The sequence below is a fragment of the Pseudomonas sp. Marseille-Q5115 genome (genome assembly GCF_916618905.1).
GTDB classification, from domain to species: domain Bacteria; phylum Pseudomonadota; class Gammaproteobacteria; order Pseudomonadales; family Pseudomonadaceae; genus Aquipseudomonas; species Aquipseudomonas japonica_A.
In genome coordinates, this window is sequence record NZ_CAKAKI010000001.1 from 2,567,149 (window position 1) to 2,581,336 (window position 14,188).

General features: G+C 62.2%; 15 protein-coding genes. 9 read left to right on the forward strand and 6 right to left on the reverse strand.

Annotated elements, in window-relative coordinates; all coding sequences use genetic code 11:
- Positions 1–22: 22 nt before the first annotated feature.
- Positions 23–835, forward strand: coding sequence for an exodeoxyribonuclease III (gene xthA / locus LG385_RS11850; protein ID WP_225774454.1), 813 nt, complete (start codon positions 23–25; stop codon positions 833–835).
- A gap of 64 nt (positions 836–899) precedes the next feature.
- A complete protein-coding gene (locus tag LG385_RS11855) occupies positions 900–2,240 on the forward strand; it encodes a substrate-binding domain-containing protein (protein WP_225774455.1) in 1,341 nt (446 codons plus the stop codon).
- On the opposite strand, the gene LG385_RS11860 is transcribed toward LG385_RS11855, so the two are convergent.
- Positions 2,222–3,433 carry an acyl-CoA dehydrogenase family protein gene (locus LG385_RS11860; protein ID WP_225774456.1) on the reverse strand — a complete coding sequence of 404 codons (1,212 nt, stop codon included), beginning with the start codon at positions 3,431–3,433 and terminating at the stop codon, positions 2,222–2,224. The two genes, LG385_RS11855 and LG385_RS11860, sit on opposite strands and share 19 nt — an antisense overlap.
- A gap of 150 nt (positions 3,434–3,583) precedes the next feature.
- On the opposite strand from LG385_RS11860, the gene LG385_RS11865 reads away from it, so the two are divergent.
- Positions 3,584–4,525: a LysR family transcriptional regulator gene (locus LG385_RS11865; RefSeq protein WP_225774457.1), complete on the forward strand. Its 942-nt coding sequence runs from the start codon at positions 3,584–3,586 to the stop codon at positions 4,523–4,525.
- Between the two features lie 107 nt (positions 4,526–4,632).
- Here the strand turns inward: LG385_RS11865 and LG385_RS11870 are convergent, their stop codons facing one another.
- Both LG385_RS11870 and LG385_RS11875 read right to left on the reverse strand, forming a co-directional pair.
- Entirely contained in the window at positions 4,633–4,944 is a 312-nt protein-coding gene (locus LG385_RS11870; protein ID WP_225774458.1) for a hypothetical protein, read from the reverse strand.
- A gap of 96 nt (positions 4,945–5,040) precedes the next feature.
- Complete coding sequence (locus tag LG385_RS11875) at positions 5,041–5,712, reverse strand: LexA family protein (protein WP_225774459.1); 672 nt, start codon at positions 5,710–5,712, stop codon at positions 5,041–5,043.
- A 134-nt stretch (positions 5,713–5,846) separates the two neighbouring features.
- Between LG385_RS11875 and LG385_RS11880 the strand changes: the two genes are divergently transcribed.
- The 6 genes from LG385_RS11880 (at position 5,847) to LG385_RS11905 (ending at position 11,065) form a co-directional block, all read left to right on the forward strand.
- On the forward strand, positions 5,847–6,101 hold the full coding sequence (locus LG385_RS11880) for a DUF6124 family protein (protein ID WP_225774460.1): 255 nt from the start codon (positions 5,847–5,849) through the stop codon (positions 6,099–6,101).
- Positions 6,102–6,172: 71 nt separating this feature from the next.
- Positions 6,173–7,321, forward strand: a complete 1,149-nt coding sequence (locus LG385_RS11885; RefSeq protein ID WP_225774461.1) for a M14-type cytosolic carboxypeptidase — start codon at positions 6,173–6,175, stop codon at positions 7,319–7,321.
- Positions 7,322–7,385: 64 nt separating this feature from the next.
- Entirely contained in the window at positions 7,386–7,892 is a 507-nt protein-coding gene (locus LG385_RS11890; RefSeq protein ID WP_225774462.1) for a sigma-70 family RNA polymerase sigma factor, read from the forward strand.
- The gene (locus LG385_RS11895; RefSeq protein ID WP_225774463.1) at positions 7,889–8,650 is read left to right on the forward strand and encodes an anti-sigma factor family protein; all 762 of its coding nucleotides are present in this window, start codon (positions 7,889–7,891) and stop codon (positions 8,648–8,650) included. Before LG385_RS11890 ends, LG385_RS11895 begins: the two co-directional genes overlap by 4 nt.
- A gap of 52 nt (positions 8,651–8,702) precedes the next feature.
- Positions 8,703–9,800, forward strand: a complete 1,098-nt coding sequence (gene zapE, locus LG385_RS11900; protein ID WP_413247323.1) for a cell division protein ZapE — start codon at positions 8,703–8,705, stop codon at positions 9,798–9,800.
- The gene (locus tag LG385_RS11905; protein WP_225774464.1) at positions 9,797–11,065 is read left to right on the forward strand and encodes a leucine-rich repeat-containing protein kinase family protein; all 1,269 of its coding nucleotides are present in this window, start codon (positions 9,797–9,799) and stop codon (positions 11,063–11,065) included. Before zapE ends, LG385_RS11905 begins: the two co-directional genes overlap by 4 nt.
- 78 nt (positions 11,066–11,143) lie before the next feature.
- On the opposite strand, the gene LG385_RS11910 is transcribed toward LG385_RS11905, so the two are convergent.
- The 3 genes from LG385_RS11910 to sucC all read right to left on the reverse strand — a co-directional run bounded on the left by LG385_RS11910 (position 11,144) and on the right by sucC (position 14,035).
- Entirely contained in the window at positions 11,144–11,848 is a 705-nt protein-coding gene (locus LG385_RS11910) for a YebC/PmpR family DNA-binding transcriptional regulator (RefSeq protein WP_225774465.1), read from the reverse strand.
- 139 nt (positions 11,849–11,987) lie between these two features.
- Positions 11,988–12,869, reverse strand: coding sequence for a succinate--CoA ligase subunit alpha (sucD, locus tag LG385_RS11915; protein WP_181114429.1), 882 nt, complete (start codon positions 12,867–12,869; stop codon positions 11,988–11,990).
- A complete protein-coding gene (gene sucC / locus LG385_RS11920; RefSeq protein WP_181114431.1) occupies positions 12,869–14,035 on the reverse strand; it encodes an ADP-forming succinate--CoA ligase subunit beta in 1,167 nt (388 codons plus the stop codon). The genes sucD and sucC overlap by 1 nt, the downstream gene beginning before the upstream one ends.
- Between the last annotated feature and the right edge of the window lie 153 nt (positions 14,036–14,188).

Consider the following 14,188-nt stretch of genomic DNA (forward strand, 5'->3'; position numbering starts at 1 on the left):
TTTCCGGCAAGGTGGTCGCGTCATGAAAATCGTTTCATTCAATATCAATGGCCTTCGCGCGCGGCCCCATCAGCTGGAGGCGTTGATTGCCAGGCACCGTCCCGACGTCATCGGGCTTCAAGAGACCAAGGTGGCAGACGATCAGTTTCCACTCCAAGCCATTCAGGCATTGGGTTACCACGTGCATTTTCATGGGCAGAAGGGCCATTACGGCGTCGCCCTGCTTTCGCTCAAACCCCCGATCAGTCTGGACAAAGGGTTTGAAGGCGATGACGACGACGCACAACGCCGGTTTATCCGCGGCCGCTACGAGGACCACACCGGCCAGGTGGTGACCATCATGAACGGCTATTTCCCCCAGGGCGAAAGCCGCGATCACCCGACCAAATTTCCGGCCAAGGCGCGGTTTTACGCCGACCTGCAAAGCCTGCTGGAACGCCATGACCCCCATGGGGAGCCGGTAGTGGTAATGGGGGATATGAACATTTCCCCCGAGGACAGCGATATAGGCATTGGTCCGGAAAACATGAAGCGCTGGCTGCGCACCGGAAAATGCAGTTTCCTGCCGGAGGAGCGCGAGTGGCTCGGGCGCCTCAAGCAATGGGGCCTGGTCGATACGTGGCGCCATCTTCATCCCGAGGTGAACGACGTATTCAGCTGGTTCGACTACCGCAGCCGCGGGTTCGAAGACATGCCCAAACGCGGCCTGCGGATCGACCTGATCATGGCCGCTGCCGGGCTACTGCCCAGGGTTAAAGCCGCGGGTATCGACTATGAACTGCGCGCAATGGAAAAGCCGTCCGACCATGCGCCGATCTGGCTCGAGCTGGCCTGACGGCTGTCACCTTACGGTAACGCCCCTGTCTTAATCTGCGGGCCCCACCCGCCAAGGGCCCACCATGTTCCGATCCAGGTCCCGCCGTCGCTTGTTTGCCTGCGTCGGCGTGTTCGTCATCATCACGTCTGCCTGCGCCGACCCCTTGCCTGTATTGCGCATTCAGGGCTCGAACACGATCGGCGCTGCATTGGGCCCGGCCTTGGTCGAGGGCCTGTTCTCGAGCCAGAACATGCAGGTTGAGGTCGTGCCTCAGGCCCCCAACGAGTGGAGCGTGCTGGCTCATCCCGCTTCGGGGCCGGCCCTGGAGGTGGAAATCGACGCCCATGGTACGACCACTGGCTTTGCTGCGCTGCACGCGGGCACGGCCGACCTGGCTGCTGCTTCCCGAGCGATCCACCCCAGCGAGCAGGCTGCCCTGTACGGGCAGATGGACGCAGTTTCCAGCGGTGCCGAGCAGGTCATCGGCGTTGATGGCGTGGCAGTCATTGTGCATCCCGGCAACCCCTTGCGCAGCTTGGAAGCCAACCAGCTCGCGGAAGTCTTTGCCGGCCGGGTAACGCAATGGGAGCAACTGGGCGTGCCACTGGGCGCCATCCACCTGCTGGCGCGCGATGAGCGTTCTGGTACCTGGGAGACGTTCCGTGATCTGGTGCTGGGGCCACGCGGGCTCACGTTGTCGGCAACCGCCGCCCGCTTCGAAGCCAGCGACAGTTTGAGCAAGGCCGTTAGCGACGACCCACAGGCCATCGGCTTCATCGGCTTGCCCTATATCCGTAAGGCACGGGCTTTGGCCATCGCCGACGTCGGTACGCGAGCATTGCTGCCAACAACCGAAACCGTTGCGACAGAGGATTATCTGCTCTCACGAAGGCTGTACCTGTACAAGGCGGCCGACACGCTCAACCCCTGGGCCGGTGCGCTGGTGCGCTTCGCTCAGAGCGATGCCGGGCAGCAGGTCGTTGCACGGCAGGGGTTCGTGGCGCAACAGGTTCATGCCGTGCGGGTACAACCTACTACCGGCATGCCAGAGCCACTGCTGGCGGTGGCGCGAGAAGGCCAACGGCTTACGGTGACGTTCAGGTTCGCCGGGGCCAGCGCCGCCCTGGACAGCAAAGCCATGGCCGATATCGATCGGCTGGCGACCTTTCTGGCATCTCGCCCCGAAGAGCGCCAACGCCTTGTGCTGATAGGGTTCGGAGATACCAAGAGCGAGCCAGAGCGGGCGCTGCTGTTGTCGCGCCTGCGGGCCATGACCATTCGACGCGAACTCGCCAAGCGTGGCATCGCACCCCGCCAGGTGCTAGGGCTGGGTGCCGCGCTTCCTGTCGCCAGCAATGCCTATGAAGCCGGCCGCAGCCGCAATCGCCGCGTTGAGGTGTGGCTTCAACCTGCCGGGCGATGACGGTCCAGCTCATATTTGGCGACGGCAGCGCGGTGCACTTCGTCAGGGCCATCGGCCAGGCGCAGGGTGCGTTGCATCGCATACATATAAGCAAGCGGGGTATCGCCACTCACCCCCGCGCCGCCGTACAGCTGAATGGCGCGATCGATTACTTTCAACGCCACGTTCGGCGCGACCACCTTGATCTGCGCGATCTCGCTGCGCGCTACCTTGTTACCCGCCGTGTCCATCATGTAAGCCGCCCGCAGCGTAAGCAGCCGCGCCATGTCGATTTCCATCCTCGAGTCGGCGATCAGGTCGCCGTTGCCACCCAATGCCGCCAGCGGCTTGCCGAAGGCCTCGCGTTCCAGCGCCCTGCGGCAAGCCAGTTCCAGGGCGCGTTCGGCCATTCCCAGCGAGCGCATGCAGTGGTGAATCCTGCCCGGGCCCAGTCGGCCCTGAGCGATCTCGAAACCGCGCCCGGGCCCCAGAAGCACGTTCTCCAGAGGCACCCGCACGTCTTCGAACAGAACCTCGGCGTGCCCATGCGGTGCGTCGTCGTAACCAAACACCGTCAGTGGGCGCAATACCTTCACACCCCGGGTATCCATGGGTACCAGCACCATCGAGTGCTGCCGGTGACGCGGGGCTTGCGGGTCGGTCAGCCCCATGAAAATCATCACCTGGCAGCGCGGATCGCAGGCACCGGAGGTCCACCATTTGCGACCATTGATGACCCACTCATTGCCTTCCTGTACCGCAGTGGCGCGCATGTTCGTGGCGTCCGAAGAGGCCACGTCCGGCTCGGTCATCGCGAACGCCGAACGGATCTCGCCGCTGAGCAGGGGCGCCAGCCAGCGCTGCTTTTGCGCCTCGGTGCCGTAGCGCACCAGCACCTCCATGTTGCCAGTGTCCGGGGCGGAGCAATTGAATGGCTCGGGGCCAAGGGGTGAACGCCCCATCAGTTCGGCCAGCGGCGCGTATTCCAGGTTGGTAAGCCCGGCGCCCAGCTCGGATTCCGGCAGAAAGAGGTTCCATAACCCCGCTTCGCGAGCTCGCTGCTTGAGGGTTTCCATGATTGCGGTGGGACGCCAGCGATCGCCTTGTGCCAGTTCTTCGGCGAAGCGCGCCTCAGCCGGGAATACCTCGGCATCCATGAAGGCGATGATGCGGGCACGCAATGCTTCGACCCGCGGTGAATAGGCGAAATCCATAGAAGTCCGGTGCTCCAGGAAGGCCCCAGCGGGCCCGATGAGGTGATGCTAGAAGACCGTTGCGCTATTTGGCGAGGCTATTATCCTCGTGTATAAACATTCATAAGCGCTATACGCCCCGCTTCTACAATAAGAACGAGTACGCCGCCAATGAACCTCAGCAAGGTAGACCTCAACCTCTTCGTTGTCTTCGATGCGATCTACACGGAAGCGAACCTCACCCGCGCTGGCCAGATTGTGGGCATCACTCACCCCGCCGTTTCCAATGCCCTTGCCCGCCTGCGGGAAACGTTCAACGACCCCCTGTTCGTGCGCACCGCCCAAGGCATGGTGCCCACACCCATGGCTCAGAACATTGTCGGGCCGGTTCGCAACGCGCTGGCCTTGTTGCGGGTGTCGGTACAGGAAAGCCGCCTGTTCAACCCTGCACAGGCCAGCAAGGTTTTCCGGATCAGCATGACAGACCTCATCGAGGCCATCGTGCTGCCTTCGCTGTTGCGCCGCCTGCGCCGCCAGGCCCCTGGGCTTGTGATCGAAAGCTTCCTGTGCAAACGCCGCGAGACCACCAAGGAACTCGCCGCCGGCCGGCTTGATTTCGCCGTTGATGCCCCGCTGAACACCGACCCACAGGTACGCCATGTGAAGCTCATGGAAGACCGTTATGTGTGCGCCATGCGCAAAGGCCACCCTCTGGAAGGAAAACCGCTGACCCTCGACAGCTACCTGGCGCAGGCGCATATTCATATCTCCAGCCGCCGAAACGGCCTGGGGGAAGTGGACCTTGCCCTGGGCAAGCTGGGCCGGCAGCGCAAGGTTGCGCTTCGCTCCCAGCATTACATGATGGCGTCGCAGGTACTGCAGCAGACGGACATGGTCATGACCGTGCCAGAGCGCTTTGCCAGGCGACACGACTTGCCTTGCAGCACGCTACCGGTAGCCGACGTGAATACGGTGGAGACGCACCTCTACTGGCACGAAAGCACCGACCAGGACCCGGCCAATCGGTGGATGCGCGAGCAACTGATCGAGCTGTGCGCCGGCATCGTGAAGCGTGAGCGCGAAGCTCTGGCACTAGACGTGGCGGCTGTGTGAATAAAGTGTTACCTGGTGCTTCGGTTTCCCACCGAAGCGGGTAAGCAGGAAACACCCATGGCTGGAAACCCAGCCACCTCAACGCCATATTTTTGGCAAGTCATTGATTAAAAAGCGATTTTAATAGTTGGCACGCCGCCTGCTATCTGAATCGGTACAAGAACAACAAGAAAACCAAGCTTCACCCATAACAACAATACGAACGGCTCTGGCATAACAAGAACAACCGCGGCAGAGACGAAGCCAACAGATTTTTTTGAGGAAGGTGCGTTTTCCAGGGCATTGCCCGCAACTGGACACACAACAATAAAACTGCCCCGAGGCAGCAGGTGTACGGTTGGACCCTCAGGTGAGGATGGATCAGCGCTCAAAAAAATACGTTTGCTCTTGGCCCCGGATGGGGGCTCTGAAACACGCACGGGCAGCTACCAAAAACAACAACAGGCGGCCTGACAATCATAACAAGAGCATATGCAACATACCTTTGAGGGGAGCTTCGGCTCCCCTTTCTGCATTTAGCCCTCTTCCAAGGCCAGCATGGCCCGCACTACCACACCCTTGACGTGCCAGTCGCTCTCCCAGGCCAACACGGGCCAGGCAGGGTTTAGTGCCCTGAGGTAACGCCTTCCGCCCTCTTCCTGCAACTCGCGAAACACCGCCTGCTGCTGCAGCGGTGCGCTGACGATCACCAGGCTGCCCGGCGAGGCCGGGGCCAGAGGATCCACCAGAATGAGTGATCCCGAAGGAACGCTGCGCCCATAGGCCGCGCTCATGCTTTCGCCCTCTACCCGTAGCCAGAACGCCGGACCGCTGGCGTGGTAATCGCTCACATGGCTTTTGCCAGTGCTATAGCGCGCAATCGAAGGCTTGGCGTCGCCGGCGGCGGCCCATTCCAGTACCGGGTAACGGAAAGCGGATTGGCTGATGGCCCATTGGGGGACCGCTACCCCGTTTGCGGAATCATAAAGGCCGCGCTGTTCGTTGACCCGCAGCATCTGCACCACTTCCAGGTTCTCCTCGCCGAGCTCCTTGAGGACACGGTTCATGGTGTCCAGGTCTGGCCGGCGCCGGCCACTGAGCCAATGGTTGACCGCGCCCTGGGAGCAACCGATACGTTCGGCAAGCTGCTCCTGGGTGAGCCTGCGCTCGCGCATCTTGAGTTTGACGATTTCTATCCAGGTTTCCATGGCGCGTACCTTACCGGCTGGTGAGGCGCGGGCCATACATATCGCGTAATGGATTAAGAGCGATCCTAATACAGCGGGTAATTTATACTGCACGCATTGTTAATCGCTACTGCGTTCGAGCAAGGAGCTCTCTGATGAATGCCACTTTCACCGGGCCGTTTCGCCCCAACGCCACGCTGGATTCCCCCCACGCCCTGGCCCACGCCGATGCTCTGCTGCACTGCGCCGCTGCGGTCGCCTATGAAAGCGCCGACCAGCACACAGGCCAGGCGCGGCACCTTGCCCTCACTGTTGTCCATCTGGTCGACCTGGCCCGCGCCATGGTTGTTCACAGCCTGGAGCCCACGTCCGGCCATGATCAGGGCAAAGCCGACGAAGCCGGAGGCTGATCGGCACCCGGGGTGGGGCATAATCGACGCACGGTGTACACTTTCGTTTTTGTTCTCTAGCGAAATCGCTCATGCACGTTAACGCTCCCCTCGTCGACATCAGCGCAGACTTCGACACCGGAAATATCCAGCTACTGGATGGCAGCGACCCTTCCAACATCCGCCTTGCAATCCTGCCCGACAGCTGCAGTGCTCACTTCCAATGGTTTCACTTCCGAGCAGAAGGCCTGGAGGTCGGGCGCCGCCACGGCTTCGTCATTACCAACGCTGGCCAGTCGTCCTATCCCAGCGCCTGGCAGGGGTACAACACCGCAGCATCGTACGACGGTGTCCAGTGGTTCCGCGTGCCAACCGAATACGATGGCCAGGCACTTCGCTTCAACGTGACCGCCGAGGCCAGCGGCATTTCCTTCGCCTACTTCGAGCCCTACCGGGAAGCACGTCACTTCGCCTTGATCGAGCGGGCCCGCAACCTTCCAGGCGTTCAGGAAATCGCCTGTGGCAAAAGCCTCCAAGGGCGGGACATTCCCTTATTCCGGGCGGGTGAGGGTACGGCAGGCAAGCGCAAGGTATGGCTGATCGCCCAACAACACCCTGGCGAGCACATGGCCGAATGGTTCATGGAAGGCGTGATCGAAGCGCTTGAACAGCATCAGCCGTGGATGGAGGCGCTATTGCAGCAGGCCGAGCTGTACCTGGTACTGAACATGAATCCGGATGGCGCCTTCCATGGCCATTTGCGCACGAACGCGGCCGGCAAGGACCTTAACAGGGCCTGGCAGGACTCGACACCGGCGCAAACACCGGAAGTCCATTTCGTACGGGATCACATGGCCCTGCACGGTGTAGACCTGTTCATCGACGCCCACGGCGACGAGGAAATCCCTCATGTGTTCACCGCCGCCTGTGAAGGGAACCCTGGCTACACGCCGCGGCTCGCCGCGCTCGAGACGGCCTTCCGCGACGCACTCTGCCAGCAGACGCCGGACTTCCAGCAGGTGCACGGCTACACCCGTGACGCGCCCGGGCAAGCGAATATGCGGCTGGCGTGCAACGCTGTGGGGCAGCGTTTCGACTGCCTGGCGATGACCCTCGAAATGCCATTCAAGGATCACCTGGATGCGCCTGAACCCCGGGCGGAGTGGTCTGGTGCCCGCTCGGCACGGCTCGCTCAGGACCTGCTCAAGGTAGTAGCGGGATTGGTGCCTCGCCTGCGCTGAACGGCGCGGAATAAATCCACCGCGGGGGCGTCTTGCTGATTCGCCCCCCTACCGGCCTGCGCCCATGACCGACCTGAACGACGAACTGCGTGAGTTGCTCCCCAGGCTAAGGCGCTTTGCCCTGTCCCTCACACGCGACAGCCATAACGCCGACGATCTCGTTCAGGCCACCTTGGAGCGGGCACTGAGCCGCTGGAAGGGCAAACGTGCCGAAGGGGATCTGCGCGCCTGGCTGTTTTCGATTCTCTACCGACGGTTCATCGACGGGCACCGTAGCGCCCAGCGCTATGCCCGCATGCTGCAATTGTTCGCAGGCCGTGACGACGCGCTGCCATCGGCCGAGCGTACCGTGATGGCGCAAGCGGGGCTCGGCGCCTTTGAACTTCTCAAGCCGGAACAGCGTGCCCTGCTGTTCGCCATCACTGTGGAGGGCCTGAGTTACCAACAGGCCGCTGATGTGCTGGGCTTGCCCATCGGCACTGTAATGTCCCGTCTTTCCCGAGCGCGAAAAGCCTTGCATCAACTCACCGAAGGCGAAATCACCCGACCTGCCGTGCGAATCTACAAATGATGACCCTGCCCCCCTCCGAAAATGACCTCAATGCCTACGTCGATCACCAACTGAGCGCGGCAGACCGCCAACGGCTCGAAGCCTGGCTGGACGATCACCCCGAAACCCGGGCTATTGTGACCGCATGGCAACAGGACGCGCAGCAGCTGCGTGCAGCCTGGAGCGGCAGTTTGCACGCCGCACCCAACCCGGTGCTGGACCCGGTAACAGTAGCGCGCCGTGTGCGTGGCCAGCGTGCCCGGCGCATGGCTCAAGCCGCCGTGCTGGTGGTAGCGGTGGGCGCTGGCGCGGTAGGTGGCTGGCAAGCGCGCGGGCCGATGGAAGTTCGCGTTGCCGCCGCGCCGATGACGGATGCCTTGCAGGCGTACCGTATGTTCGCGGTGCAGGGCATCCTGCCGGCCGACTACACAGCCGAGGGCGGGAACGGGGTTCAGGCGTGGCTGGACCGCTATTTCAGCCAGGCGCAACGCCTTCCGGACCTGTCCGCTGCAGGGTTCGAGCCCCGGAGTGCTCGCCTGCTGAACACCGATCAGGGCCCAGCCGCCATGGTGGTGTATGAAAACGCTGCCGGGCAGCGCGCGAGTTTCTACGTTCGCCCGCCTGGCCCCGGTTATCACATGCTGCCGCGGGGCAGCCGGCGCGACGGCGAATTGCAGGCCGATTACTGGTCCGACCCTTCCTATAACTACGCCATGGTCAGCGCGGTAGGCCTGCCCTCCAGGGCGATATTGGAGCGTGCCGTCGGCGAAGGCATCTAGACAGTGCTGCGTATATAATCGAGGGCCGCTCAGGTTGCGACGAGACTTGCCCTTGCCTTCGAAACGTTCCTGGTTCTCTTTTGGCTCCGCCCCTGCCATCCCGCCCGTAGACAATTCTGCGCCGGCGCTGGCAATCAAAGCATTCTTCCAGGCCCGCGCCGAGCGCCAGGGGTACACCCTGGGCGAAAGCCAGCGGCGGGTAATCGAACGCCTTGCGGCGAGAGCCAGTCTGCTGGCCGACCCCCAGGCGCGATTCAGCGGGCCGCGCAGCCTCTACCTCTATGGCAAGGTAGGCCGGGGAAAGAGCTGGCTGCTGGACGGTTTTCATGAGGCCGTCGACGCGCCAGGCAAACGCCGGCTGCATTTTCATGGGTTCTTCAACGACCTTCATGCGGGCATGTTCCGTCATAAAGGCAATGAGGACGCACTGGAGCGCACCCTTGATGAACTGCTGAGCGGTTGCCGCCTGCTGTGTTTCGACGAGTTCCATGTGCACGATATCGGCGATGCGATGCTTATCCGCCGGTTGTTCGCGGCGCTGTTCGCTCGCGGTGTGTTGCTGGTGGTTACCTCCAACTACGCACCCGAGGGCTTGCTCCCCAATCCGCTCTACCATGAACGTTTTCTGCCGGTGATCCGGCTGATCGCGGCCGAGATGGAGGTGCTGGAAGTGGGCGGCGAACAGGACTATCGCAGCCAGCCTGGGTCTGGCAACCAGCAGCGGTTCGTCACAGGCGCCTATCTGCTCAAGCCAGACGTCGCCCAGTTGTTAGCCTTGGGGGTGGCGAATGCTGCCCCGATTACCCTACAGGTGGGTAACCGTCAGTTACGTGCCCGGCTCAGCGAAGGGCGCAGGGTCGCCTTCACCTTTACCGACCTCTGCGAGGCGCCAACGGCCGTAATGGACTATCTCGAACTGTGCGAGCGTTACGACGATTGGGTATTGATAGGCCTACCCTGCCTGGCGGAGTGTTCCATCGCAGTGCAGCAGCGCTTTATCAATCTGGTCGACGTGCTGTACGACCGCGACAAGCAGTTGACCGTCACCAGCCAGTACCCCTTGAATGAGGCATTGGAGGCCTCGGCTATTGACCTCATGCGCAGCCAGAGCCGCCTTGGCCAGCTGGGCCGTTCGCAGGCACCCGCATGAATACGCTGGAGCGGTTGCGAGACGGGCAACTGGCGGGTGCAACCCGGCTGGACCTCAATCTGGATTTAAGCGAAGTGCCCGAAGAGGTTTTCGATCTGGCCGACACCCTTGAGGTGCTCAACCTGAGCGGCAACCGGCTGACGACGCTTCCTGCGAAACTGGGGCGGCTGAAGCGCCTCAAGGTGATCTTCTGCTCCAACAACCCCTTTGAGACCCTGCCCGACGTATTAGGCGAATGCCCGGCGCTGGAAATGATCGGCTTCAAGGCCTGCCAGATAAGCCAGGTGCCGGCGCAATCGCTGCCACCTGCCTTGCGCTGGCTGATCCTTACGGATAACCGTATCGAGCACCTGCCCGATACGTTCGATGGGTTCCCGCGCCTGCGCAAATTGATGCTTGCCGGTAATCGCCTGCGTGCCCTGCCCGAGAGCCTGGCTCAAAACGCTGAGCTGGAACTGCTGCGCATTGCCTGCAATCGGTTGGAGCAATTGCCGCCCTGGCTGCTTGACCTGCCTCGCCTCGCCTGGTTGGCCTACGCAGGCAACCCGCTATGCCCGGCCCGCCCATCGGCCCCTGTAGAAGCACTGCAGTGGCAGGCCTTGAGCATGGGCCGCAAACTCGGCGAAGGCGCTTCCGGCACGGTATATCAGGCGAACCTGCCCACCGGCGAGCCTGTCGCCGTCAAGTGTTTCAAGGCGCACCGTACCAGCGATGGCGCCCCGGAGGATGAAATAGAAGCCTGCCTGCACGCGGGCAGCCACCCGAGCCTGGTGCCTCAGCGCGGCCAGCTAGAAGGCCACCCCGAGGGTTTGCCAGGGATGGTCATGGAATTGATCGACCCGGCCTATCGAATCCTTGCCGGGCCGCCAAGTTTCGAGAGCTGTACCCGGGATGTCTATGCGCCTACGCTGTCGTTCGAAACGGCGGCCGCCCATCGAATGCTCAGCGGGCTTGCCAGCGCCGCCCGGCATCTGCATGAGCGCGGCGTGATGCACGGCGACTTCTACGGCCACAACGTGTTGTACCGCAACGACGGCCATGCGCTGCTTGGCGACTTCGGCGCCGCCAGCCGCTATCGCCCTGAAGACAAGGCGCTAGCGAGCAAGCTCGAGGCTATCGAGGTACGGGCATTCGGGATTTTGCTGGAGGAAGTGGCGGGCCGCTGCAGGACGGCACCGCCAGGCTGGAAAGCCCTGAGCGATGCCTGCCAGCAGCCCGACCCCGGCGCCCGGCCGTGCTTCCGGGACGTGGAGGCGACGTTGTAGCGGGTTGCCACGCTACGCCTGTGAATATTTCCGGGGTTCCCCCGGACCCACAAGGTTTGCAGCGGGCAGGGAGCCGTATCAGCCACCCAACCCAACGTACACGTTCTGTACGTCGTCATGCCCGTCGATGGCATCGAGGAAAGCCTCCACTTCTGCCAGCTCGGCGTCGTCGGTGAGGGTGACCGGGTTTTTGGCCACATAGCCGATCTTGGCTGACAGCACAGTGAAGCCATGGTCCGGCAGGGCTTTTTGCACCGCATCCACGTCGGTGGTTTCGGTCAGGAACAGCGTAGCGCCCTCCTCGGCCGGCTCGAAATCCTGCGCCCCGGCTTCGATCGCGGCCAGTTCAGGGTCGGCGTCGGCAGTGGCGGGCGCTGCTTCGATCATGCCGCAGTGATTGAAATCCCACGACACCGAGCCTTCGGCACCGAGCTGCCCCTTGCGGAACAGCACGCGAATCTCGGCTACGGTACGGTTCACGTTGTCGGTCAGGCATTCCACAATTACCGGTACCCGGTGCGGCGCGAAGCCTTCGTATTTCACCAGCGTGTACTGCACGGCATCGCCGCTCAGGCCAGCACCTTTGTTGATTGCACGCTCCAGGGTATCCCGCGGCATGGAGGCTTTCTTGGCCTGTTCCACCGCCAGGCGCAGGCGGGGGTTCATGTCCGGGTCGGCACCGGAGCGCGCGGCAATTTGAAGTTCCTTGGCCAGCTTGCCGAAAATCCGCCCCTTGGCGTTGGCCGCTGCCTCTCTATGTTTTGCTTTCCACTGTGCGCCCATGGCTATTCTCTTTTTCGCTTGCTTCGTGCGCCGGCCCGGCAGGCCAGCGAGGTGGCGGCCAGTTTATACGATTGCCCGGCCACAAAAAAACAAAGGCCACCCGAAGGTGGCCTCTGCTTGCAGCGGTTGCGGGGGTGAATTACTTCACAGCCCAGCCAGTCAGCTCGGCCAAGGCCTTGCCGATGTCCGCCAGGGAACGAACGGTCTTCACGCCAGCGTCTTGCAGGGCAGCGAATTTCTCGTCAGCCGTGCCTTTACCGCCAGAGATGATTGCGCCCGCATGGCCCATGCGCTTGCCAGGTGGCGCGGTCACGCCAGCGATGTAGGACACCACTGGTTTGGTGACGTTTGCCTTGATGTAGGCAGCGGCTTCTTCTTCAGCCGAACCGCCGATCTCGCCGATCATCACGATCGCTTCGGTCTTCGGGTCTTCCTGGAACAGCTTCAGGATGTCGATGAAGGTAGAACCCGGGATCGGGTCGCCGCCGATGCCCACGCAAGTGGACTGGCCGAAGCCGGCGTCGGTGGTCTGCTTCACAGCTTCGTAGGTCAGGGTGCCGGAGCGCGAAACGATACCGACCTTGCCTGGCAAGTGAATGTGACCTGGCATGATGCCGATCTTGCATTCGCCGGGAGTGATCACGCCTGGGCAGTTAGGGCCGATCAGGCGTACGCCCAACTCGTCGCACTTGACCTTGGCATCCAGCATGTCGAGGGTGGGAATACCCTCGGTGATGCAGACGATCAGCTTGATACCGCCGAAGGCCGCTTCAAGGATAGAGTCCTTGCAGAACGGAGCCGGTACGTAGATGACCGAGGCTTCGGCGCCAGTGGCTTCTACCGCTTCCTTGACCGTGTTGAACACGGGCAGGTTCAGGTGGGTGGTGCCGCCTTTGCCTGGGGTCACGCCGCCAACCATCTTGGTGCCGTAGGCGATGGCTTGTTCGGAGTGGAAAGTACCCTGAGAGCCGGTGAAGCCCTGGCAGATGACTTTGGTGTCTTTATTGATCAGGACGCTCATTACTTGCCCTCCGCGGCTTTGACGACTTGTTGAGCAGCGTCGGTCAGGCTGGTAGCCGCGATGATGTTCAAACCACTTTCTGCGAGAACCTTGGCACCCAGTTCAGCGTTGTTGCCTTCGAGGCGAACAACCACAGGGACCTTCACGCCAACTTCCTTCACTGCGCCGATGATGCCTTCGGCAATCATGTCGCAACGAACGATACCACCGAAGATGTTCACCAGAACGGCAGCCACGTTGGTGTCGGACAGGATGATTTTGAACGCTTCGGTCACGCGTTCCTTGGTAGCGCCACCGCCCACGTCGAGGAAGTTGGCCGGCTTGCCGCCGTGCAGGTTGACGATGTCCATGGTACCCATGGCCAGGCCGGCACCGTTGACCATGCAGCCGATGTTGCCTTCGAGGGCAACGTAGTTCAGTTCGAACTTGGCAGCGTGGGCTTCACGCGGGTCGTCCTGCGACGGGTCATGGAACTCTTTCAGCTTGGGCTGACGGTACATGGCGTTCGCGTCGATGTTGATCTTCGCGTCCAGGCAGTGCAGGTCGCCGTCGGCCTTGATTACCAGCGGGTTCACTTCCAGCAGTGCCAGGTCGTGGTCCTGGAACAGCTTGGCCAGGCCGGTGAAGATCTTGGCGAACTGGGAAACCTGCTTGCCTTCCAGGCCCAGCTGGAAGGCCAGGTCACGGCCCTGGAACGGCTGAGCGCCGACCAGCGGGTCGATGGTGGCCTTCAGGATTTTTTCCGGGGTGTCGTGAGCGATCTTCTCGATGTCCACGCCACCTTCGGTGGACGCCATGAACACGATGCGACGGCTGGAACGGTCGACGACGGCGCCCAGGTACAGTTCCTTGGCGATGTCGGTGCACGACTCGACCAGGATCTTGGTGACTGGCTGGCCATTGGCATCAGTTTGATAGGTGACCAGGCGCTTGCCCAACCACTGCGCGGCGAACGCCTTGGCGTCCTCGCGGCTCTTGACCAGCTTTACGCCGCCAGCCTTGCCGCGGCCACCTGCGTGGACCTGTGCCTTGACGACCCATTCGGTGCCGCCAATCTTGTCGCACGCCTCGGCTGCTGCTTCCGGCGTGTCTACCGCGAAGCCCTTGGATACCGGCAGGCCGTACTCAGCGAACAGCTGCTTACCCTGATACTCGTGAAGGTTCATGCTTATTACCGTCTTCGTTAGGTACTGCGCTCTCGGCGCTGCGCTCCGGGGAGTGCCGCGCCACCTGTGACTGCTACCCGCGGCCAGGCCGTGGAAGCGGACGAGAATTGCGTCCGTTCCAGGCCACGACAGCGGGATCGAGTCCGGCATGCG